At 56.4% G+C, this 22,650-nt stretch carries 22 protein-coding genes; 12 read left to right on the top strand and 10 right to left on the bottom strand.

Annotated features, from left to right (window positions below):
* Window positions 1–15: 15 nt before the first annotated feature.
* The 8 genes from ACR0LH_RS05315 to ACR0LH_RS05280 all read left to right on the top strand — a co-directional run bounded on the left by ACR0LH_RS05315 (window position 16) and on the right by ACR0LH_RS05280 (window position 9,269).
* Window positions 16–1,059, top strand: coding sequence for a pyridoxal-phosphate dependent enzyme (locus ACR0LH_RS05315; protein ID WP_480720683.1), 1,044 nt, complete (start codon window positions 16–18; stop codon window positions 1,057–1,059).
* The gene (locus ACR0LH_RS05310) at window positions 1,056–2,201 is read left to right on the top strand and encodes a M24 family metallopeptidase (protein WP_480719951.1); all 1,146 of its coding nucleotides are present in this window, start codon (window positions 1,056–1,058) and stop codon (window positions 2,199–2,201) included. The genes ACR0LH_RS05315 and ACR0LH_RS05310 overlap by 4 nt, the downstream gene beginning before the upstream one ends.
* Window positions 2,198–2,905, top strand: a complete 708-nt coding sequence (locus tag ACR0LH_RS05305; RefSeq protein WP_170803415.1) for an aspartate racemase/maleate isomerase family protein — start codon at window positions 2,198–2,200, stop codon at window positions 2,903–2,905. The genes ACR0LH_RS05310 and ACR0LH_RS05305 overlap by 4 nt, the downstream gene beginning before the upstream one ends.
* Before the next feature lie 148 nt (window positions 2,906–3,053).
* On the top strand, window positions 3,054–4,145 hold the full coding sequence (locus ACR0LH_RS05300) for an ABC transporter ATP-binding protein (RefSeq protein WP_480719950.1): 1,092 nt from the start codon (window positions 3,054–3,056) through the stop codon (window positions 4,143–4,145).
* A gap of 98 nt (window positions 4,146–4,243) precedes the next feature.
* Entirely contained in the window at window positions 4,244–5,332 is a 1,089-nt protein-coding gene (locus ACR0LH_RS05295; RefSeq protein ID WP_170384081.1) for an extracellular solute-binding protein, read from the top strand.
* A gap of 68 nt (window positions 5,333–5,400) precedes the next feature.
* Window positions 5,401–6,672, top strand: coding sequence for an ABC transporter permease (locus ACR0LH_RS05290; RefSeq protein ID WP_170384083.1), 1,272 nt, complete (start codon window positions 5,401–5,403; stop codon window positions 6,670–6,672).
* Window positions 6,673–6,677: 5 nt separating this feature from the next.
* Entirely contained in the window at window positions 6,678–7,889 is a 1,212-nt protein-coding gene (locus ACR0LH_RS05285) for an ABC transporter permease (protein ID WP_170384086.1), read from the top strand.
* 162 nt (window positions 7,890–8,051) lie between these two features.
* Complete coding sequence (locus ACR0LH_RS05280; protein WP_480719948.1) at window positions 8,052–9,269, top strand: aminopeptidase P family protein; 1,218 nt, start codon at window positions 8,052–8,054, stop codon at window positions 9,267–9,269.
* A gap of 21 nt (window positions 9,270–9,290) precedes the next feature.
* Here ACR0LH_RS05280 and speB read toward each other — a convergent pair whose 3' ends face one another.
* Window positions 9,291–10,265, bottom strand: a complete 975-nt coding sequence (gene speB / locus ACR0LH_RS05275) for an agmatinase (protein WP_480719947.1) — start codon at window positions 10,263–10,265, stop codon at window positions 9,291–9,293.
* A gap of 139 nt (window positions 10,266–10,404) precedes the next feature.
* On the opposite strand from speB, the gene ACR0LH_RS05270 reads away from it, so the two are divergent.
* From ACR0LH_RS05270 to ACR0LH_RS05260, 3 genes are all read left to right on the top strand, one after another.
* On the top strand, window positions 10,405–11,247 hold the full coding sequence (locus ACR0LH_RS05270) for a glycosyltransferase family 25 protein (protein WP_480719946.1): 843 nt from the start codon (window positions 10,405–10,407) through the stop codon (window positions 11,245–11,247).
* Window positions 11,248–11,368: 121 nt separating this feature from the next.
* On the top strand, window positions 11,369–11,737 hold the full coding sequence (locus ACR0LH_RS05265) for a group I truncated hemoglobin (protein ID WP_170482160.1): 369 nt from the start codon (window positions 11,369–11,371) through the stop codon (window positions 11,735–11,737).
* Window positions 11,734–12,792 carry an adenylate/guanylate cyclase domain-containing protein gene (locus ACR0LH_RS05260; protein WP_170384096.1) on the top strand — a complete coding sequence of 353 codons (1,059 nt, stop codon included), beginning with the start codon at window positions 11,734–11,736 and terminating at the stop codon, window positions 12,790–12,792. Before ACR0LH_RS05265 ends, ACR0LH_RS05260 begins: the two co-directional genes overlap by 4 nt.
* Here the strand turns inward: ACR0LH_RS05260 and ACR0LH_RS05255 are convergent, their stop codons facing one another.
* From ACR0LH_RS05255 to guaA, 9 genes are all read right to left on the bottom strand, one after another.
* On the bottom strand, window positions 12,793–13,407 hold the full coding sequence (locus ACR0LH_RS05255; RefSeq protein ID WP_170384099.1) for a TetR/AcrR family transcriptional regulator: 615 nt from the start codon (window positions 13,405–13,407) through the stop codon (window positions 12,793–12,795). It lies immediately after the preceding gene.
* Window positions 13,408–13,510: 103 nt separating this feature from the next.
* The gene (gene ppk2 / locus ACR0LH_RS05250; protein WP_170482157.1) at window positions 13,511–14,380 is read right to left on the bottom strand and encodes a polyphosphate kinase 2; all 870 of its coding nucleotides are present in this window, start codon (window positions 14,378–14,380) and stop codon (window positions 13,511–13,513) included.
* Window positions 14,381–14,429: 49 nt separating this feature from the next.
* Window positions 14,430–15,383 (bottom strand): alpha/beta fold hydrolase, encoded by a 954-nt coding sequence (locus tag ACR0LH_RS05245; protein WP_480719944.1) that lies wholly within the window; start codon window positions 15,381–15,383, stop codon window positions 14,430–14,432.
* Window positions 15,373–16,290: a homoserine O-acetyltransferase MetA gene (gene metA / locus ACR0LH_RS05240; protein ID WP_480719942.1), complete on the bottom strand. Its 918-nt coding sequence runs from the start codon at window positions 16,288–16,290 to the stop codon at window positions 15,373–15,375. The genes ACR0LH_RS05245 and metA overlap by 11 nt, the downstream gene beginning before the upstream one ends.
* A gap of 39 nt (window positions 16,291–16,329) precedes the next feature.
* On the bottom strand, window positions 16,330–17,202 hold the full coding sequence (locus ACR0LH_RS05235) for an ATPase (RefSeq protein ID WP_170549747.1): 873 nt from the start codon (window positions 17,200–17,202) through the stop codon (window positions 16,330–16,332).
* A gap of 49 nt (window positions 17,203–17,251) precedes the next feature.
* Window positions 17,252–18,148, bottom strand: a complete 897-nt coding sequence (locus tag ACR0LH_RS05230) for a DMT family transporter (RefSeq protein WP_480719940.1) — start codon at window positions 18,146–18,148, stop codon at window positions 17,252–17,254.
* Between the two features lie 98 nt (window positions 18,149–18,246).
* Window positions 18,247–19,374, bottom strand: coding sequence for a porin family protein (locus tag ACR0LH_RS05225; protein ID WP_170482140.1), 1,128 nt, complete (start codon window positions 19,372–19,374; stop codon window positions 18,247–18,249).
* 122 nt (window positions 19,375–19,496) lie between these two features.
* Entirely contained in the window at window positions 19,497–20,402 is a 906-nt protein-coding gene (locus ACR0LH_RS05220; protein WP_480719939.1) for a DMT family transporter, read from the bottom strand.
* A gap of 94 nt (window positions 20,403–20,496) precedes the next feature.
* Complete coding sequence (gene guaA / locus ACR0LH_RS05215; RefSeq protein WP_170417461.1) at window positions 20,497–22,056, bottom strand: glutamine-hydrolyzing GMP synthase; 1,560 nt, start codon at window positions 22,054–22,056, stop codon at window positions 20,497–20,499.
* A gap of 91 nt (window positions 22,057–22,147) precedes the next feature.
* On the opposite strand from guaA, the gene ACR0LH_RS05210 reads away from it, so the two are divergent.
* Window positions 22,148–22,588, top strand: coding sequence for a GNAT family N-acetyltransferase (locus ACR0LH_RS05210; RefSeq protein WP_480719937.1), 441 nt, complete (start codon window positions 22,148–22,150; stop codon window positions 22,586–22,588).
* The last annotated feature ends 62 nt before the right edge of the window (window positions 22,589–22,650 follow it).

The raw sequence follows: 22,650 nt of genomic DNA, 5'->3' as shown, positions 1-22,650 counted from the left end.
AGGAAAGGCGGGCCATTGAAGATTTCATCCAACCCTTATCGCGGTGGTCAGAAGCTGATCCCAGAGGCGCCGTTCCCCTCTACCGATGCCGCGCGCGTTGCCGCGTTGCTGGACCAATGCCCCGCTGCCGCCGAAACGCCGCTGAGGGAGGTTGGCGGCCTTGCCGATGTCGCAAATCTCTGGGTGAAGGATGAGCGTGAGCGGATGAATCTGGGGTCGTTCAAGGCATTGGGCGCGGCTTATGTGATTGCGCGCCATGCTGCGGATATGTCCGAGACGCCCGACGACACGACCTTGACTGGCCGGACCTATGTGACCGCCAGCGCGGGTAATCACGGAATGAGTGTTGCGGCCGGTGCCCGGATTTTTGGTGCTGGTGCAGTTGTCTACATCGCCGAAACTGTGCCTGAGAGCTTTGCGGATCGCTTACGGTCGCAAAACGCTCGGGTCGTGCGTCAGGGTTCTGACTATGCTGCCAGTATGGAGGCTGCGGCGCAGGCCGCTCGGGACAATGGGTGGACGTTGCTGTCTGACAGTTCTTGGCCCGGTTATTATGAGCTGCCGCACATCCTGATGGAAGGTTACCTGCAAATGGCGGCCGAGGCGGTGCGTCAATGCCCGCAGATACCCACGCACATCTTCTTGCAGGCCGGTGTTGGCGGGCTGGCGGGGGCCGTCGCCGCCTATGTCCGCCATGTTTGGAAAGATGCACCTCAGATTATTGTGGTCGAGCCCGAGGCCGCACCCGCTTTGCAAGCCAGTATCGAGGCGGGCGCATGTGTTTTTGCCGATGGGCCGGACAGCGTGATGGGTCGCCTTGACTGCAAAGAGCCGTCGCTGATCGCGCTTAACGGTCTGGCACGAGACGCGGATAAGTTTCTGACGCTTTCGGATGATGAAGTTCTGCGCCATCTCTCGGCAATGGCCAAGGCAGGGATCGCGACAACAGCGTCCGGTGGGGCAGGGATCGCGGCGGTCATGAATCCCGACGTGCGCAATGAACTGTCTATTGGGCCCGAGGCGCGCGTTTTGTGCTTTTTGTCCGAGATTGCAGAATGAGGGGGGTTGAGGTTTCGGAATTCGCGGCGCGCACTGAGCGCGCCCAGCGTTTAATGAGCGAGCAGGGGCTTTCAGCGCTACTACTCACGACCGAGCCCGAAGTTCGCTACTTCACTGGATATTTGACTCGGTTCTGGGAAAGCCCGACGCGCCCTTGGTTCCTGATCGTGCCTGCATCTGGCAAACCTATCGCCGTCATTCCTTCGATTGGCGCGGCGCTGATGGGACAAACGTGGATTGACGACATCCGCACCTGGAGTTCGCCGGACCTTGTGGATGATGGCATCACCTTGTTGGCCGAGACATTGAGAGAGGTTACGCCAACAGATGCAAATATCGGTCAGCCAGATGGTCATGAAACGCATATGCGCATGCCAATTGCTGATTTTATCCGATTGCAAAATACAATGGAAAACCGAAGGCTTACGGGCGACAGTGGAATTCTGCGTTCATTGCGGATGGTGAAATCCACAGCCGAGATTGCAAAGATCGAAACCGCTTGCCAGATTGCTGCACGAGCCTTTCAGCGTGTCCCCGAGATTGCAGGCTCGGGCGTGGCATTGGACACGGTTTTTCGCCGGTTTCAGATGCTTTGCCTTGAGGAAGGCGCGGATTGGGTTCCTTATCTGGCAGGAGGGGCTGAAAAAGGAGGGTACACTGACGTGATCTCTCCGGCGCGTGATACCGCAATGACCGACGGAGACGTCCTAATGTTGGACACCGGGTTGGTTTGGGACGGGTACTTTTGTGACTATGACCGAAACTGGTCAATCGGTCCGGCCAGCAACGAGGTAAAATCAGCCTTTGCCACGCTGATCGAGGCGTCTGACCGCGCATTCGAGATCGCACGCCCTGGCGCACGCGCGTGCGACCTGTACCACGCGATGAATTCGGTTCTTTCACGCAAAAGTGGAGATACCGGAGCAGGGCGGCTGGGGCATGGGTTGGGAATGTCACTGACGGAATGGCCATCCCTCATACCTGGTGACGATACGGTGCTGGAGTCCGGTATGGTGTTGACCCTTGAACCCGGTATCGCAGTTGGCGACAAGATATTGGTGCACGAGGAGAACATCGTGATCAACGAGGACGGACCACGATTTATCAGTCCGCGCGCCGGGCCGGAGTTGCATTTGATATGAGTTACTTACCATACGAACTTGATGCGGATGATCCGCAATCCACGCCGCTTGGTTTGATCGTCTTGCAGACAGATGAGACGATCGAGCCCGAGTTCAGCGCGTATTTCTCGGATCGCAGTTATCCCATTTATGTTTCCCGGATTCCGAGCGGAAGCAAAGTCACGACCGATACTCTTTCAGAGATGGAGCAGGCACTTCCCGCAGCAGCGGATCTATTGCCAAAGGTCCGTCCGTACCGAGTAGTGGGTTATGGGTGCACATCGGCGAGCTCTGTGATCGGGTCGAAGCAAGTAGAGAGGCTGGTGCAGAAAAGCTGTGATGCGGCAGTTGTCACGAATCCGCTTCGTGCGGGTTCTGCGTGCGCGGCCGAATTGGGGGTTTCCAAGTTTGCCTTGCTGTCGCCGTATATCGAGGAAGTGAACGAGCCCCTACGCCGTGCGTTCGCGGAAAACGGGGTGTCGATGGAAGTTTTTGGCTCATTCGGAGAGGCGCAGGAATCCAGGGTCGTTCGTATTTCGCGGCAATCCATTGTTGATGCCGCGTTGAAGCTAGGGTCTGATTCGCAAGTTGAGGCTGTTTTCATAAGCTGTACGAATATAAGAACTTTTGATGCGATACCCGAAATTCAGAAACGGTTGCAAAAGCCCGTTCTCTCCAGCAATCAAAGTCTTGCATGGCACATGCGGCACCTGAATTCCGCCTGATTATCAGGCTTGTGACTGTGCCATTGTTATCAGGTCGTCATATTTTGGTTGCGCGACGCGTGCCGCATGTCCTTAAATGGGCCGGACAGGTCTTTGAGATCCGGATAAACCGGGCGACCAAGGACGGCACAGGGGAGCCAAGTTGGTAATGACTAATGACGCAGCGTTCGTCGAATTTCAGCGTGTCCAGAAATCTTATGATGGCGAGATACTCGTCGTAAAAGATTTAAACCTTTCAATGCCAAAAGGGGAGTTCCTCACAATGCTGGGCCCGTCGGGTTCCGGTAAAACGACGTGTTTGATGATGCTCGCCGGTTTTGAAACCGCGACACATGGCGAGATCATGTTGGATGGGCGACCGATCAACAACATCCCGCCTCACAAGCGTGGTATTGGCATGGTTTTTCAGAACTATGCGTTGTTCCCGCACATGACAGTCGCCGAGAACCTTTCGTTCCCGTTGGAGGTACGTAAGATTGGCAAGGATGAGCGCGAAGAAAAGGTTAAGCGCGCCTTGGATATGGTTCAGATGGGCGCGTTCGGAAGTCGCCGCCCTGCGCAGTTGTCCGGTGGTCAACAGCAGCGCATCGCCCTAGCGCGTGCCTTGGTGTTCGAGCCTGAGCTGGTTTTGATGGACGAACCGCTGGGGGCTTTGGACAAGCAGCTGCGCGAACACATGCAGTTTGAAATCACGCGTCTGGCCCATGAGCTGGGGATTACGACGGTTTACGTGACGCACGACCAGACCGAGGCGTTGACGATGTCGGATCGTGTCGCCGTTTTTGATGACGGACGCATTCAGCAACTTGCGCCGCCGGATCTACTGTACGAAGAACCCGAAAACAGCTTTGTTGCTCAGTTTATCGGTGAAAACAATACATTGGAAGGTGTTGTTAAATCGATAGACGGGGACTCGTGCGTGGTCACTTTGGACGATGGCTCTGAAATCGACGCCAAGCCAGTGAACGTGAGCGCTGCGGGCGAACGGACAAAGGTGTCGATCCGGCCCGAGCGTGTTGAGTTCAATAAAGATCGCCTGCACGCCGATGCCCACACTCTGAAGGCGATAGTAAAAGAGTTCATCTACATGGGTGATGTGTTCCGGTTCCGTCTGTCTGTGGCGGGCAATGATGATTTCATCATCAAAACTCGGAACGCACCGGATGCCGTCAGGTTGTCCCCCGGCCAAGAGGTCGAGATCGGCTGGCTGGCGCATGATTGCCGGGCGCTTGACGCCTGAGGCATGAATACCCCGCCGTTGCGGGGCAAGAGTTGGCCGGGTTGCCCCGTGATCCGGTCTCGAAACCTAAATTTAGCGGGTATAACAGGGAGTTAAACATGAAAGTTAAAACCACTCTGATGGCAAGCGCGGTTGCTGCCGTTGCCGGTGGCGCGATGGCCGAAGAGATGACCATCGTCTCCTGGGGCGGCGCGTATTCCAAGTCGCAGCTCAAAGCGTATCACGAGCCCTATTCGGAAAAGACCGGAGTCACCATCCTGAATGATGACAGCTCGGCCGAGGCGGTCGCAAAGCTGCGCGCGATGAATGAAGCGGGCAACATCACCTGGGATGTGGTGGACGTTGTTGCTGCGGATGCGATCCGTCTGTGCGACGAAGGTCTGGCGCTTGAAATCGACTTTGACAGCCAGCTTGCCGCCGCACCGGACGGCACACCGGCGTCCGAAGATTTCGGCGACCTTCTGGTCAGCGACTGCTTTATTCCGCAGATCGTGTATTCGACCACATTCGGTTACCGCACTGATCTGGTAGGCGATAACCCTCCGACCGAGATCTGCGCGGTTTTCGATCTGGAAAACTATCCGGGTAAGCGCTCGCTTGAGAAGCGTCCGATCAACAACATGGAATGGGCGCTGCTGTGTGACGGCGTTGCCAAAGAAGACGTCTATGATGTTCTGGCAACACCGGAAGGTCAGGATCAGGCGCTGGCCAAGCTGGGCACCATCAAGGACAGCGTTGTCTGGTGGTCGGCCGGTGCTGACACGCCGCAGTTGCTGGCCGATGGCGAGGTCATCATGGGCTCGACCTACAACGGTCGTCTGTTCAGCGTGATCGAAGAACAGAAACAGCCTGTCGCCATGCTGTGGGACGCACAGGTGTTCGATCTGGACGGCTGGATCATTCCCGCGGGTCTGAGCGAAGAGCGTCAGCAGCGCGCGCTGGACTACATCATGTTCGCCACCGACACGCAGCGTCTGGCGGATCAGGCCAAGTACATCTCGTACGGTCCGGCCCGTGCTTCGTCGGCTCCGTTGGTGGGTCAGCACGCCGATCTGGGCATCGACATGGCACCGCACATGCCGACCGACCCAGAGAACGCCAAGAACACGTTCCTGTATAACTACGAGTTCTGGGCTGACTACCGCGACGATATCGACGCCAAGTTCCAGGCGTGGCTGGCGCAATAAGCCTGCTTTAAGTCAACGGTTGGGGCCGCCATTGGCCCTGACCCACCAAAAAAGACCAAGGGACGCAGATGACTGACGCAACTCAATCCGGTCCGATGCTGGCCGCAGATGGCACCCCGCTGAAGAAATCTCTGGCGCGGTCTTTGCGCCGTCGCAAGCTGAGGGCGCTGGCCCTGATTGCGCCGCTGCTGCTGTTTGTCCTGCTTTCCTTTGTGATCCCGATTATGTCGATGCTGTTCCGCTCGGTCGAAAACAGCATCGTGGCCGACACGCTGCCATTGACTGTGGTCGAGCTGCGCAATTGGGATGCCGACAGCGGTGAACTTCCGGATGAGGCGCTTTACGCTGCGTTTACCAAGGACATGATCACTGCGATCGACCAAAAAACGCACACCCGTCTGGGGTCGCGTCTGAACTATGAACAAACCGGTATGTCCTCGATGTTCCGCCGATCTGGTCGTCAGATCAAAAAGCTGGACCCGGAAACGGACGGCCCGTTCAAAGACAAGCTGATCGATATTCACGATGGCTGGGGCGATGTTGAGACTTGGCGCACGATCAAGACGCATGCGGTTCCCATCACCAACGGATATTTCCTGAATGCGATCGACATGCGCCGCACCCCTGAGGGCGCGCAGGCGCAGCCCGAAGACAAGCAAATCCTGATCAAACTGTTTGGGCGCACGCTGATGATGTCGCTGATCATTACGGCGTCTTGTATCCTGCTGGCTTACCCGGTGTCCTACCTGCTTGCGACGCTGCCGATGCGCGTGTCGAACCTGTTGATGATCCTTGTTTTGTTACCTTTCTGGACGTCACTTCTGGTGCGAACCTCGGCGTGGAAGGTGATGTTGCAACAGCAAGGTGTGATCAATGAAACGCTGGTCTGGCTTGGGTTGGTGGCCGATGATGCGCGACTTGTGATCATCAATAACCAATTTGGCACGATCATCGCGATGACGCATATCCTGCTGCCGTTCATGATCCTGCCGATGTATTCGGTGATGCAGACGATCCCTGACTCCTATACGCGCGCTGCCAAATCCATGGGCGCGACGAACTGGACAACCTTCTGGCGCATCTACTTTCCGCAATCCATTCCGGGCATTGGGGCGGGTTCGATCCTCGTGTTCATCCTCGCCATCGGCTACTACATCACGCCGGAAATCGTAGGCGGCACCAAGGGTGTCTTCATCTCGAACCGGATTGCGTACCACATCTCGTCCTCGTTGAACTGGGGGCTGGCGGCGGCCTTGGGCACGATCCTGCTGGCGGTCGTTCTGTTACTCTACTGGTGCTATGACAAGATCGTGGGCATCGACAACGTGAAGCTGGGATAAAGACGATGGCAGCACTTACACCAATATCCCGCAAACCCATGTCGGTCGTTCTGCCTGCAGTGGCCATTGCCGGAGGGTTCCTTGGCATGTTCGTCGGGGCCGGGCAGGGCAGTGTCCTGCTGGGTATCCTGATCGGAGCCGTGCTGATGGCGGGGCTGGCCTGGGTCTACATGAATGTCCTGGACAACGAGCGCGCCGCCCGCTGGATCACGATCCTTGGGCTAGGTGGGCTTGGCCTGCTGTTCGCAGGATTGACCGGGCTGATTGTCGGGCTGCTGGCGGGATGGTTCTTCGCCTTCTTCATCTTCTGGCTTTATGAGGGCCGCTATCGGCGGAAACTGCTGCCGTATATGACCGGTCAACAGGTGTTTTGGCATTACACCTTCCGGGTGATCTGCGGTGCGATCTTCGTGTTCCTGATCACGCCGATCCTTGTGGTGCTTCCGCTGTCGTTTAACGCGCAGGACTTTTTTACCTTTACGCCCGAGATGCTGCGGCTGGACCCCGAGGGCTATTCGCTCAAGCATTACCGCGATTTCTTCACCAACAATGAATGGCAGCGCAGCTTCAAAAACTCACTGATCATCGCGCCGATTGCGACGTTTATCTCGGTATCACTAGGTACGCTGGCGGCCATCGGGCTAAGTCAAAGCCATGTTCCGGGAAAACGGGCGATTATGGGAATCCTGATTTCACCCATGATCGTGCCGCTGATTATCTCGGCCACTGGCATGTTCTTTTTCTACAGCGATATCGGCCGGTTCCTTGAGGGCACGCTGGGCATGGACAAGAACTTTGTGGGATATGTGAAGGTCATCCTCGCCCACGCGGTTCTGGGTATTCCGTTTGTGATCATCACCGTGACAGCGACGCTGGTGGGCTTTGACCAGTCGCTGACCCGCGCGGCGGCGAATATGGGGGCGGGGCCGGTGCGGACCTTCTTCAAGATCCAGATGCCACTAATCCTGCCGGGGGTGATATCGGGCGGGTTGTTCGCCTTTATCACCTCGTTTGACGAGGTGGTCGTGGTGCTATTTGTCGGCTCGGCAAGCCAAAAAACGCTGCCGTGGCAGATGTTCACTGGCCTGCGCGAACAGATTAGCCCGACCATTCTTGCGGTGGCGACGATCCTTGTGGTGATCTCAATCGCGCTGCTGACCACGGTTGAATTGCTGCGCCGCCGGTCCGAGCGTCTGCGGGGTCTTTCCCCCGCTTGACGCGCGCGGCGGTGTGATTTAGCCGTACCCTTGTGTAGCCCGGTCACGATGGCGTCGTGACATCCAAACGGGCGCATGGCTCTCGGTTCCCGAGGCCGCTTGTCCTGAACGCCGGGACTTGTGGCCGGGCACCCTTCGTCCGGCATTGCAGGAGAGAGCATGATGACAGACCTGACAAACCGCCCCGAGTTCTTCACCAGCCACAATGGTGAAAAGGCGCCTTTGCCATTCAGCAAGGCAGAATACGAACGTCGCTTGACGGGATTGCGTGCGATGATGGCGGCGCGGGATATTCCGGCAGTGCTGCTGACCTCGATGCACAATATCGCCTATTACTCGGGCTTTCTGTATTGCTCCTTTGGCCGTCCTTACGGCTGTGTGGTGACGCAGGATGCTTGCACCACGGTGTCGGCGAATATCGACGCGGGGCAGCCGTGGCGACGCTCGGTCGAGGAAAACGTGATCTACACCGACTGGAAGCGTGACAACTACTGGCGCGCGGTGGCCAGCCTGATCGGTGGCGCGAAACGGATCGGGATCGAGGACGATCACATGACGCTTGCGGCACGTGATAAGGCGCTGGCGATGCTGGGTCAGCCGGAACTGGTGGATGTAGCCGCCGAAACGATGGCCGCCCGGATGGTGAAATCGGCAGAAGAAATCGCGCTGATTAAGGGCGGCGCGCACACCGCAGATGTGGGCGGGGCCGCCATCCACGCCGCCATCCGCGAGGGCGCGACCGAGATTGAGATTGCCATGGCCGGTCGTGACGCGATGGAGGCCGAGATTGCGCGCGCCTATCCCGACGCTGAATACCGCGATACCTGGGTTTGGTTTCAATCCGGCCTGAACACCGACGGAGCGCATAACCCCGTGACCAAGAGGGCGCTGCAAAAGGGCGATATCCTGTCGCTCAACACGTTCCCAATGATCTCGGGCTATTACACCGCGTTGGAACGCACCCTGTTTCTGGGCGAACCCGACGCCGACAGCCTGCGCATCTGGAAGGCCAACGTCGCCGCGCACGAACTGGGGCTGAGCCTGATCAAACCCGGCGCGACCTGCTCGGGCATCACGGCTGAGATAAACCGCTTCTTCGCGGATGAGGGTCTGCTGCAATACCGGTCCTTTGGCTATGGCCACTCGTTCGGCGTCCTCAGCCATTACTACGGGCGTGAGGCGGGGCTGGAGCTACGCGAGGATATCGACACGGTGCTAGAACCGGGCATGGTCGTTTCAATCGAGCCGATGCTGTGGATACCCGAAGGTCAGCCCGGCGCGGGCGGATATCGCGAACATGACATTCTGGTCGTCGAGGAAGACGGGGCCGAGAACATCACCGGTTTCCCCTATGGGCCGGAACACAACACGATTGCTTAACAGGACAGGCAGGAGGGGCGCTTAGCCCCTCTTGCCGCGTTCGTGGAAGATGAAACCTATAAAGTTCAGCAACACCTGTGCCGCCAGAATCTGCGTGCTTTCGGTCGGATCATAGTTCGGCGCGACCTCAACCAGATCAATGCCCACCACGTCGCCGCGCTGCGCCAGCCCTTGCAGGATTTCCAGCACGTCATAGTACAGAAACCCCCCGTGGCTGGGCGTGCCGGTGCCTGACGCAATCGAGGGGCAAAAGGCGTCGATATCGATCGTCACATAGTATCGCGCGCCCTCGGGGATGCGCGCCAAAACGCCCTCGGTCCCCAGTTTGCGAACCTGCCGCACTGACAAAATGTCAGACCCTCGGGCGCGGGCATCCTCATAGCCTTCCTTCGCGGTCGAGGACACGTTGCGGATACCCAACTGGGTCATTCCCGAGACATAGTCTTTCTCAATCGCGCGCCGCATCGGGTTGCCGTGCCCGGCGGTAACGCCATGCCGTTCGTCCACGAAATCCAGATGCGCGTCGATCTGAACCACATGGATCGGACCATTCTTCGCACACTCATCGGCAAAGGCGTTGATGCAGGGGATGTTGACCGAGTGATCACCGCCGATGGTGACGGGCAGGGCACCTGCGTTCAGAATCTTCTGGACCCCGAACTGGATATTGGCGTGGCTTTCCTCGGTCTTGGTGTGGATGATGTCCGCATCGCCGATATCGACCATCCGCACGGAACTATCCAGATAGGTCGCGTCATCCTCGTGATCATATGCGCCGGCGTGGCCAAAGCTGAACAGGGTCGATGCCTCGCGCACTGCACGCGGCCCAAACCGAGCGCCGGACCGCCACTGGGTGCCAAAGTCGAACGGAGCGCCAAGGATCGCCACATCCGCCTCGATCTGGTCCCAGTTTTCGATGTAGGGTGATTTGCCAAAGGTCGAAATGCCTACGAAAGGCAGGTTTAAGCGTCCGCTGGAGTACCCATGTGATGACATTTACAAAGCCCTGTTTTTTGTCGTTTGACGATAGCTTAGACCGGTTGCCCTAGGCTGGATAGATCATCTAGGCGCAGTTGACGGTTGAATGTCCCCTTCGGCGGTGTCTATTTGACAAGGCGACTGGAAAGGAATTGCCGTGGTGCATCACGAATTGCCGCCGGAGACAGGTGTCTTCTACATAAATTTGGACCGCGTCCCAGCGCGGCGGGAATTCATGGAAGAACAGTTTGCCCACACCGGTCTGCCCGGGGCAGTACGGTTCAGCGCGGTTGACGGCCAGGTTCCCGGCGCATTGGACGACAATGGCTACGTACCGGGCACAGGCAGCCGCTGGGGTTTGAAACAAAGCGAGGTTGCCTGTTTTGAAAGCCATCGCGCAGTATGGCGCGCCGTCGTGCAGCAAAACCTGCGTTCGGTCGCTATTTTTGAAGATGATGTAGAGCTGTCGGTCAATGCAGGGCACGTGGTGTCCAAAGTGTTAGAGACCGCGTCGGAATGCGATCTGGTGAAACTCGACTATTCCCCAAGATCAATGCGTTTCGGACCTCATCGCACAATCGCAGATGTGCCGGTTCGGCCGATGCTTGAAATGGCCCCAAGCTCTGCTGCGTATGTTGTCACACAGGCGGCTTGCCGCAGGCTGCTAAGCTGGTCCGAGCCGTATTCGGATCATTTGGACGACTTCATCTCGCTGCCGCGCGAGGATTGGCGCATGTTTCAGTGTTTTCCGGCTGTGGGCGTCCAGATGATCTGGTCGCAACAGCAAGGCCAGACTGACGAAGATGTAAAGGTTAGCGAGCGATCTCAAGACACGAAAACCAACACCGGCCTGGACAAAGGGCCAACGTGGTTTCGCGTGCGCCGAGAACTGCGGGCCGCGCGGCGCAAGCTGTTCTGGCGAATGGGCGGCGAAAAGCGTTTGCGAGAGCAGGGCGGCTATATCGGATTTATTCCATGCGCGGATGATCTTAGCGTCTAGGCGTGCGCCGTTTCCCACAAAATTTAGGGGAATACGGGTTCCCGCCCTATAACCGTTAACAAAACTGTCAATTTGATATAACGTTTGAGTGTTATTTCCAGTTGGCGCTTGGGTTTTCGGTATGAGTCAGACGATCTACGAACGATATGGTGGCTTCAAAACGATCAGCAGGATCGTAATGACGTTCTACGAGATGGCCTTGGATTCTGACCAGATCGGAGGACATTTCGAGGACATAGACATGCCTCGACTAATTGATCACCAAACCAAGTTTGTTTCGTCATTGGTCGGTGGGCCTGCGTCCTTCAGTGATGAGCGGATCGAGGCCGTTCATCGGCATCTAAACATATCTCATGCTGACTTTGATGAGATGGCCGATCTGTTCGGCCAGGCACTGGAGATGCACGGGATGGAGGACGGTCATATCAAGATTGCCCTCAGCGCAATTGAATCCAAGCGTTCCATCATCGTGACGCGCAACGCAGCATGAGTATTCTGGCCATAAATGAGCAACTGCTCCGCGCGATCGGAGTGGGCGTGGCCGTTGTGCGGGCTTCGGATCTTGGGTTTGTGTTCTACAACGGCCCGTTTGCCGAATGGTTTGGCGCTCCGTCCGAAGGGCAATCATTGTTGGATGTGTTTCCCGGCCTGGATCAGCGCGAGCTGGAGGATGTAAAGCAATCTGGCCTTCGCTATTCCGTCGAAATGCAGATCAAGCCAAAGCGTAGAACATTGATTTTTGCGACTGCGGTTTCCTTGGCAAATGGCATGGACGAGCAGCTATTGGTCGTTGAGTGTCAAAACATTACCCGCATTCGCGAACTCGAAAGCATGATCGACAGCTACTCGACAATGGTCGAGCGTAACACGCGCGAACTGGAACGCGAGAAAGAGCGTGTTGAAAGGTTGCTGCTAAACCTGATGCCGCGCGCGGTATATGAGGAGTTCAAGACATTCGGCGTTGTGACGCCGCAGCTTTACGATCAGGTCTCGGTGGTCATGCTGGACTTTGTCGGTTTCACGGATTTCGCGGCAAAAACGGACCCGACTGTTACTCTTAGCGAGTTGAACGACATTTTCACCGCCTTTGACCGGATCGTCGAACAGTTTGGATGCGAACGGATCAAGACAATTGGGGACGCATATCTGGCGGTCTCCGGGATGCCCGATGCGACCCCGGATCATGCGACGGCTGTCGCCCATTGCGCGGTTAGGTTCCTTCGTTATCTTGAGCGACGAAATGAGAGCCACCCGCATAAATGGGAGGCCCGCATTGGGCTGGGAATGGGCCCGGCAGTTGGTTCGGTCGTGGGAATTCAGAAATACGTATACGACGTTTTCGGACCTGCTGTTAACATTGCCTCACGGTTGCAAGTCTTTGCAAATCCAATGAATATCGTTGCGCCCGAGGAGATGAAGTTCGCTCTGATCGACGAGTTTCAGGTTTCCGATCTGGGGCGTGTCGATATTAAGGGAATGGGCGAAATGGACCTCATCAACGTGACTTCGGGCCTTAGCATGCCAAAACCCAGAACCGTATTCTGACTAGTCGTCCTGCGGCACCAGGCCAAGACCCCTGAGATAGATCCCGATACCGGATTCCAAAAGGTCTTCGGGAGGAAAGGGTGAAGTTGCGCCAGTGTTTCTGGCGTACAGCTCGACCACGCCGTGGCTCATGGCCCAGATATGCGCGCTGAACATCGACGCGGGCGGACGTTTCTCTGGGGGAATGTGCTGGGACAGATCCGCAGCGGCCTTCTCGAGTACACTTTTCGCTCGGTTGGCAGCCAATGAAAGTTCCGGCGTGCGGTTGATGGAAACACCACTTTCAAACATTGCGATGTAGTGGCCGGGGTGCTTGCGCGCAAAGGCAAGATAGGCGCGACCTGTTGCCTCGAACGCGGCCAGAGCGGATGGCTGACCCTTGTCATAAGCGTATTGCATCAAGTCCGCGAACATCTCGAACCCTTGGCGCGCGGCCTCGGCGATCAGGTCTTCGCGACCCTGAAAATGCCGGTAAACGGCCGCTGGCGTTACGCCGGCTGTCTTGGCCGCTTCGGACAGGGTAAAGCCGGTCGGACCTTTTTCTTCAATCAGGGACAGCGCGGCCTCGATCAAGGCTTGCTTCAGGTTGCCGTGGTGATACCCGCGTTTTGTCATCCCTGTATCACTTGCCCTTGTTGTTCATATACTTGGACTTCTGACATAATCCGAGCGGCGCGTTTCGTCCAACATCTATGGCGCGGAAAACGAGTGAAATTCATCAGGACTCCCAGATTTCAGGCCCGCCGCAGATTTTCGTATCAATTTCGCCAATGGCTTCATGATTTTTCTCGTCATAGTCCAAGGCATGCAGGACGGTTTGAATGGCCGCAAGCCGCGCTCGTTTCTTGTCGTCCGAGCGCACGATTGTCCACGGGCAATGCGCCGAATGGCTGCGTGTCAGGGTTTCAGCGATAGAGGTCGAGTACTCATCCCACTTGCTGAGACCTTGAATATCTATCGGGCTGAGTTTCCATTGCTTCAACGGATCGGTCTCACGGGCCAAGAACCGGTTGAGCTGCTCGGCGCGCCCGACGTTCAGCCAAAACTTGAATAGTCGGATACCGTCGCTGACGAAACCAGTTTCCAGCGGCAAGACCTGACGAAAGAACCTTTCGCGTTCATCTGACGTGCAAAAACCAAATACATTCTCAACAACGCCACGGTTGTACCAACTTCGGTCAAAGAACACGATTTCACCCGCGGCGGGTAGGTGAGGGATGTACCTTTGAAAATACCACTGGCTGCGCTCTTGATCCGATGGCTTGCCAAGTGCGACGTTGCGGGCTCCGCGTGGATTAAGGTTTTCGCGAAAGCGTTTGATTGTACCGCCTTTTCCGGCAGCATCCCGGCCTTCAAAGATGATTGCGACCCTTCCACCGGTCTCTTTCACCCACGATTGCATCTTGACCAGTTCGATCTGCAACGCCTCCATCTGCTTTTCATAATCCTTACGCTTCATTCGTTCGTCGTAAGGAAAGCTGGGGTTTAGGATGTCATCCTTGTTTGCCTTTTCGATTGAGGATCTGACCTCTTTCGGGGCTTCTTTTCGGAAATATTTTTCGATGGAGCCTTTTGCGGATCGGGCCATAAGTCACCTCTCGATAAAATCCAATTTCTACTATGGATTAGCCGAGAGATTAACGCAAACCTGCCCTTTGTGCCGCCCTTTCAATGGCGGTGGCCACTTCGGGTGCGGCAACGACCTGCGGCATATGTCCGATCCCTGCCAATTCAATCAATTCCGCATCCGGTATCTGTTCAATCAGGCGCTGGGAATGCCAGTCCAGACCAACAGTTTCGTCCGCTGTTCCGTGTACGATTTCAGTTGGCACCGATATGTCTTTGTACTGCGGTTGAAGGGCACGGATTTCTTCCAGAAGATTGGCCCGTTGCTTGGCATTTGCGTGCATGGACGAGCGACGGATAGTCAGGCCGGGGCCAAAGTGACGGGCATACCCTTCGGGCGCGGATTGCGGAGCAAACACCTGATCAAGCGTCTTTTCTACATACCATTCCGGCACAAACGCGCTGATCAAAGGCAAAGCCAGAGCGTTACCCGCCGATGTAGACGCAAGCCTGTTGAAGCCATCCAGCGGTGTTTCCCAAGGGATGGCGGCCGGGGCGATCAGAACCAGTGCAGAGATGTTCTCGGGTCGGGTGACGGCCCAAGCAAGCGATACGGATCCGCCATAGCTTTGTCCGGCGACAATGGGCTTGTCTGCGCCAAGTTTGGCAGCGGCCTTCTGTAGAATTATGGCTTGTTCTTCAATGCTTTCACCGTCGGGGTTAAAGCTGCCGCTATAGCCAAGGCCCGGTCGGTCAAAGACGATCACGCGGAAGTTCTTTGCCAAGATTGGTGCAAGAGCGAACGTCATGTCGCGCGTGTTGCCGCTTGAACCATGGATCAGAACGACGTCTGGACCTTCGCCCATCACCACCGCATGGATTGGCACGCCGTCAACATCAATGATTTCACCTTCGGGTGGGAAGGATGCCTCGGCGCTCGCTTCGTTTTGCGACACGCGCCATGCGGTCAGCAAGGTCAGGCCAGAGAGAAACAGGCCGAGGGTTATGACAGACTTAACGACCAATTTCGTCCAGATCGAACGGGGTCGATTGATAAATCTCGTTGATCCAGTTCCCGTAGAGCAAGTGTGCATGACTGCGCCAGCGGTTTTGCGGATCTCGGCTTGGATCGTCGTCAGGATAGTAATTCATGGGTACGTTGATCGGCGTGCCGTTCGCGATGTCGCGGTCGTATTCTTGCTTGAGCGTGTCGCTGTCATATTCAAAGTGATTGAAGATATAAATCGCGCGGTGCGAAGGGTCTTCGACAAGGCAGGGGCCGACGTCTTCGCTGCCCAACAGCGTTGTCAGACCCCGAGCGCTGTCGATCTCATCCTGTTTCATCTCAGTCCAGCGGCTGACAGGGATCACGCAATCATCCGAAAACCCCCGCAGGAATGGCGATGCAGGCGCAAGATTGCGATGCCTGAAACATCCAAAAGCCTTGGCATCCAGTATGTGTTTCCGAACGCCGTGAAAGTGGTTGATCATCGCCATTCCGCCCCAGCAAACGCCAAAGGTCGAGTGCACGTTCGTCTGGGTCCAGTCAAAGACCTCGCTGATCTCGTCCCAATAGGTCACGTCTTCAAACTCAAGGTGTTCGATCGGTGCGCCAGTGATGATCAGGCCGTCGAACTTTTGATCCTTGATCTCCTGAAATGGACGGTAAAACTCGGCCATGTGTTCGGCTGCGGTGTTTTTGGTCCGATGCTCGGTCATGCGGATCAGCGACAGGTCGATCTGCAGCGGGGTCGCACCGATCAGACGGGCGAACTGGTTTTCCGTCTGAATCTTCTTGGGCATCAGGTTCAGCAACCCAATCCGCAAGGGGCGAATGTCCTGACGCATCGCCTGATCCTCATCCATGACCATGACGCCCTCGTTGGTGAGAACGTCAAATGCAGGCAGGTCGGAGGGGATCTTGATTGGCATCAGGTGCAAGCCTTCGGAAACTAAGTGTAAGAGCCGTAATTAAGCGTGGTTTGGGCGGGCCTCAAGGGTGCGTTCGATCAACTCGTCGAAATCTGAAGCGTCACGGACGTTGTGCATGTCATCCGCAGTGACCGCTATTCCCCAGTTGTCGGCCATCGCTTGATAGCGGGGCTGACGATGAGCAAGAGCGCGGGCGTAAGTCCAGCGTACAAATGCGTCGGGGTCCACCTGAGAGCCCGAGCAGCCGTGCTCGGCCAGATATTCCTCCCAAACCTGAGTCAGGAATTGTGGCTGATAAGACATCGGCTTGGGAGCCTTGTCAAAGCGCCGGACCAGCTCTGCGGTGTGCTCGTCGTCGCCTTTTAGCCATATCATCAAAGTTTGCCGCGAAAGCTCGGACAGAACTTGATCACGCGGGTCGTCGGGGTCGACCCATTCGCAGATTGACCCGCCGGTGTCGCAGATGAAGTTGGGGTATTGATACAGGCGTTCGGCGCGGTCGATGAAATATTCTGTGTCCAGCAGAGCATGAATTTCGGCCAGTCTGAACTGTTCCTGTCTGCGGCGGTATTCGGTTAGCTCAAGCCCTCCTAGCGCCGGGTTGCCCGGCTTACCCAGATAGGCAGCGACCGGCGTAAGGTTCTCAAATGAGATGTTAGAGCCGATATAGATCGAGTCTGACAGAAGAAGATCCCGCAAAAAGGGGACTTTCATCGCTTCTGCCTTGGCATTGTCGGTGATGTACTCGCCCATGTAGCGTGTACCGATGCGGTAGTCGATCGAGTAGTGAAACCAGTCACCCGAGTCCCGCAAGATATTGGACACATACGTCTTCCCAAGGCCCGACATGCCGAAAAACAGCACTTTCTTTCGCGCTGCCTCGCGCCAATCTTTTGCCGAGCTGTAGATCATCGTCTGCTATCCCCTTTTAGCACCTTGCTAATTGGGGTGGCGGGCGGCGTCAATCAGATGCGCGGTTCCGGTTTAGGATCAATAGTCCTACAGCCAACACTGCAAAGCCAAGAAATGCCTGTGGTTGTAGCGCTTCGTCGCGCAGGATTGCGCCAAGAACGATTGCCACAGGTGGGATAACCAGCGTTACAAGCAAAAGATTGCCCGCGCCCGCCATTGCCAAAACGCGGTAGTACAAAAGGTATGCTCCGGCGGTTGCAATCAGTGCGTAATAGGCGATGGCTGCCCAAGTAATGGCTGGCAGGTCGAACGTTGGAACACCGTCAACGATCAGAGTTATCGGCAAGATGAACAGCGTTGATCCCGTCAGCATCCCGGCTGCGGCAACTGCCGGGTGCAGGCCGGACAATGCGACACGCGCCCAAGCTCCGGCCAGAGCGTATGAGATCGCGCCTGCGATGATTGCCAGTTGCGCCGCGCTTTGCAGGTCAAAGCTGGCGAAACTCTGAACCCCGATGGCGATCGCAACTCCGACGAACCCCAGACTGACGCCAAGGGCGCGAGAACGGGTCAATTGTTCGTCTTTGAAAAATATCGCCGCGACCAGAACGCCAAAAATTGCCGTTGTTGCGTTCAGGATCGAGGTGAGCCCCGTTTCGATATACAACTGTCCCCATGCCATTAGAGAAAACGGAATGGCGTTGTTCAGTATTCCCATGACAACAAATGCAATCCAAATGCGTGGGGTAGAAGGTACCTTTAACCCCTTAACCCAAACCACAACCCAAAGCGCCAGCATCGCCCAGAAGACGCGATGCAGGACCGAGGTCATGACAGGTACAGTGTCCAGCGCGATCCTGATGGAAACGAAAGATGCGCCCCAGATCAGGCCCAGCAACAAAAGCTCGGCCCAGGCCTGTGTGGAAAGTTGTTTTTGAGTAGCCATGCCAATGTCTTTCACTCAAACGCGGCAAACGCGACCCGAAACATGCGAAAAGGCCCCGCCAAATGGCGAGGCCTCTGTTCAAACTACCTGAAAGCTTCTTAGTTCAGCGCGTATGTGAGCTGCAGACCAACACTCCAGGCCGAGTTTCCAGTGAACTCGCCGCCCGTGGTGGTGGTGGCATCGCCGATATCGGTGTAACGGATCGCGCCCGAAAGCTGAGCCTGCTCAAACGAGTAGGTGCCACCTACGCCGATGCTCCAGAAACCGTCGGTTGGACCGAGGTTGGAAACCGGTGTGCCGGACGAGGCTTCATAGCCAGCGGATACAGCACCCGAGAACTCCTCGGAGAACTGATAGCCGACGCCCAAAGTATAGGTGAAGGTGTCGTCGTCATAGTCGACCAGGTTGTTACCGGTAATTCCGACATAGGCTGGTGGTGCAAGTACTGCCTGAGGCCAGTCAACCCAGCGGATCGAACCGAACACAAGAGTTTTCGGTGCAACACCGGTCTGGAAGTCAAGGTTGACCGACTGGGGCGTGATAACCTCATCTTCTGTGTTCAGGGAAACGACAGGTACCGGTACCGGCGGCGGCTGAGTGTTGAAGGATTCTACCAGTCCAAAATTGTGAGTGATCTTGGAGTTGTAGACCAGCGAAACGCGCGCGGCGATCTCGGGACGTTCCCAGGCGACACCGACAAGGTAGCCAAAGTCGATTTCATCATCCGATGTGGTTCGGTAGCCAAGGGCTGCGGGCACGGCAACATCCAGACTTGCACGCTGTCCCCGGACACCTGCAATAGCGCTAAAGCCGCCGTCGAATTTGTAACGCAGCACGGCCGAGATTGCGTCCGTGTCAGCCTTGGCGCGCAGGACATCGGTCCGGCCGCCGAACGGCGTCACCGGGTTCAACGAAAGCGGGTAGTCGGCCGCGTACTCTACGTCCGCGCCAAACGGCTGATCATAAATCAGCGCGAAATCCAGCCTGTCATTGAACGCATGCTTGTATGCAAGCCCCGGCGAAAAAAAGCTGTTGGTCACGTTGCCCGAGTCGACGCCGAACTGCTCTCCGCTGACGCTTGGGGAAGCATACCCCAGACGCAACTGAACGGCCGATCCTTCCTCGAACAGAATGTTCACGCCTTGGCCACTGCGATCAAGGCCGCCTGCATAGGCACCCGTCGCGCCAACGCACATAGCGCACGCCTGTAGAAGCGCTTTCCTCATTTAGTCCCTCCCTAAATATCTCCTGTAAGGTCAGTGCCCGTCTCCGTAAGGGGCTGCTGACCCGGTGTGTGGTGCTCGTTATTCTGTTAAGGTTTACTTTATCGTCAACTCGTGACGGTGCGTTACTTGTTTGGAGCGTGTCGGGAGACTGTTGCGTTTGTGTTACGATTCTCGGCGCTAACATTCAAAAAGATACCTGAGAAGATCACGGCAGCCCCAAGAAGCGTCCATTGGTCCAACGGTTCTTGGTAAAGAATCATGCCGACGATCGCGATTGTCGGCAGCCTGGCAAAGTCGAAAGGCACCACCACTGTTGCCGGGGCAATAGCCAAGGCGTTGGTGATGCAAAAGTGTGCAAGTAATCCGGCCAGTCCGATCAACAACAGAAAAGGAGCGGTTTTGGCTGAGGGCAGCGCAATCTGTCCGTCAATTCCAGATGCCGCCAATCCCAGAAACGCCTGAATAACCGTTAGCCAGAACATGATGCAGCCGATGCTGGCATGTTGGGTCAGTTTTTTCGTCGAAATCGTCGTCAGGGCGAAAAAAACCGCAGACAAGGCGGCGGCTATGACGCCTCCGGTCAGTGGCACCGCGCCGGGGCGGGCGACAATGAGAATGCCGACAAACCCGATCAGTGCGGACAAGACGCGTATTGTGGTCAATCTTTCACCCAGCAAGAGCGGCGAAAGAAGAATGACCCAAAAAGGCTGAGTGAATTCAAGCGCGAAGACCTGCGCCAAAGGAACAACCGATACCGCATAGAACCAAAGGTTCTGGCCGGTGAAGTGGAGAACGTTTCGGACTCCGTGCAGGCCGATACGATTGGTCGTCACATGGTGCCACTTGCCAGTGACTGTCAGGGCGAGTGAAACGATGAGTATGCCGACAAGACTTCGGTAGAACATGATCTCAAACGTGTCATGAGATACGCTGAGCTCTCGGCCCGCGACTGCCATCGACGAAAACGAGGCGATGGCCCCGGTCATCCAAAGTGCGGCTTTGCCGATTTGAGGTCTGCTGGCTTCCATAGGAAATCTGTTGAGGCCCAAGGTGAGGATTTAAGGAAAACAGAAGTTTGCCTGATCCGAAATAATAAAGCCGGGGAAGTCCCCGGCTTTTTTGTTATTCCCACTCGATCGTTCCCGGTGGTTTTGACGTGATGTCATAGGTGCATCGGTTGATCCCTTTGACCTCATTAATAATCCGTGTCGCGGTCTCACCCAGGAATTCGTGGCTAAACGGATAATAGTCGGCCGTCATTCCATCAACTGACGTCACGGCCCGCAAGGCGCAGGCGTAGTCATAGGTGCGACCATCTCCCATGACGCCGACGGTGCGGACAGGCAGAATGGCGACAAAAGCCTGCCAAATTTCATCGTAAAGGCCGTGTTTGCGGATTTGATCGATGTAGACAGCATCGGCTTCGCGCAAGATTTCCAGTTTCTCACGCGTAATCTCACCCGGACAGCGAATCGCCAGACCGGGACCGGGGAAGGGGTGGCGGCCGATAAAGCTCTGCGGCAGTCCAAGTTCGCGGCCCAACGCGCGGACCTCGTCCTTGAACAGTTCGCGCAGGGGCTCGACCAGCTTCAGGCCCATCTTTTCGGGCAGACCGCCGACATTGTGGTGCGATTTGATCGTGACCGAGGGGCCGCCGGAAAAGGACACCGATTCAATGACATCGGGGTACAAAGTGCCCTGCGCCAGGAACTCGGCCCCGTCGATGGTGTCGGCGTGTTTCTGGAATACGTCGATGAACAGCTTGCCGATGATCTTACGCTTGGTCTCGGGGTCGGACTGGCCCTCCAACTCACCAAGGAACAGGTCGCTCTCATCCGCGTGGATCAGTTGAATGTTGTAGTTGTCGCGGAACATGCCGACGACTTCTTCGGCCTCGTTCTTGCGTAGCAGGCCGTGATCAACAAAGACACAGGTGAGCTGATCGCCGATCGCCTCGTGGATCAGGATCGCCGCGACCGAGCTGTCGACGCCGCCGGACAGACCACAGATGACCTTTTTGTCGCCCACCTGTTCGCGGATTTTGCGGATCATCTCGTCGCGATACGCACCCATGGTCCAGTCACCCTTGAACCCGGCCAGTTTTACGAAATTCTCGTACAGTTTCGCGCCCTTGGGAGTGTGGTGTACCTCGGGGTGGAACTGAACCGCATAGAAGTGACGGCTGGCATCGGCGGTAACTGCAAAAGGCGCATTGGGCGAGGTGCCGAACACCTCGAACCCAGGTGCGATTTCACTGACGTGGTCGCCGTGGCTCATCCAGACCTGTTCGTCGCCATCGGCGAACCAACCGTCAAGGATATCCAACTGACCCTTGGGCGTGACAAAGGCGCGTCCGAACTCAGCGGTGCCGTGGCCGCTCTCGACCTTACCGCCCAACTGGTGCATCATCACCTGCTGGCCATAACATATCCCAAGGATCGGGACGCCATAATCGAAAATCTCTTGCGGAGCGCGCGGTGAACCTTCGCGCGTCACACTGTCCGGCCCGCCCGAGAAGATCACGGCTTTTGGCGCCATCTCGCGCACAAATTCCATCGTGACTTTCTGATAGGGGTGGATTTCGCAATAGACGTTCAGCTCACGCAGGCGTCGCGCGATAAGCTGCGTTACCTGGCTGCCGAAGTCGATGATCAGAAGGCGGTCATGAGTGTCCTGGGTCATGGTTGGCTATTAGGTCGCAAGCCTTGCATGTGCAAGCGCAATGACATCATTTGTGCAATTGTGCCTCAGGATAGTGAGGAAAGGGGATGTCATGTCAAAGATTAAGCTGCGGCGCGCTACCCTGGCTGATGTTGACGAAGCAACCGTGTGCATTTCGGCGGCCTATGCGCCTGCGTTGCGCGAAATACCGGACCTGCCGGACGTAACTGGTGGCGTTGCCCAAGACATAGCCACTCATGAGGCAGTCGTGGCCGAAGATGGCACAGAAATTATTGGGTATGTTGTCTATGGCGTCGTTGAAGACGCGATGATGGTTTTCAATCTTGCCGTTTCGCCGGCCGCACAGGGGAAGGGAGTCGCAAAAAGGCTGCTGGAACATGTTGAAGACACAGCGCGCACGCAGGGAGTGGAACGACTTAGGTTGCGGACCCATCGTTTGATGCAAACAACGGTTGCCATGTATCAATATTTGGGGTGGGGCATCGCAAGCTCCAAAGGAAACAGCTTGGTCATGGAAAAGCCGGTAGGGTAACGGATGCGCCGGGCCTGTTCAAAGCGTCGGCTCAAATGTCGCTTTTACCCCTATAGCGCCGT

This window comes from Ruegeria sp. CL6 (assembly GCF_056536465.1).
This window is presented reverse-complemented; position numbering and strand designations above follow the sequence as displayed.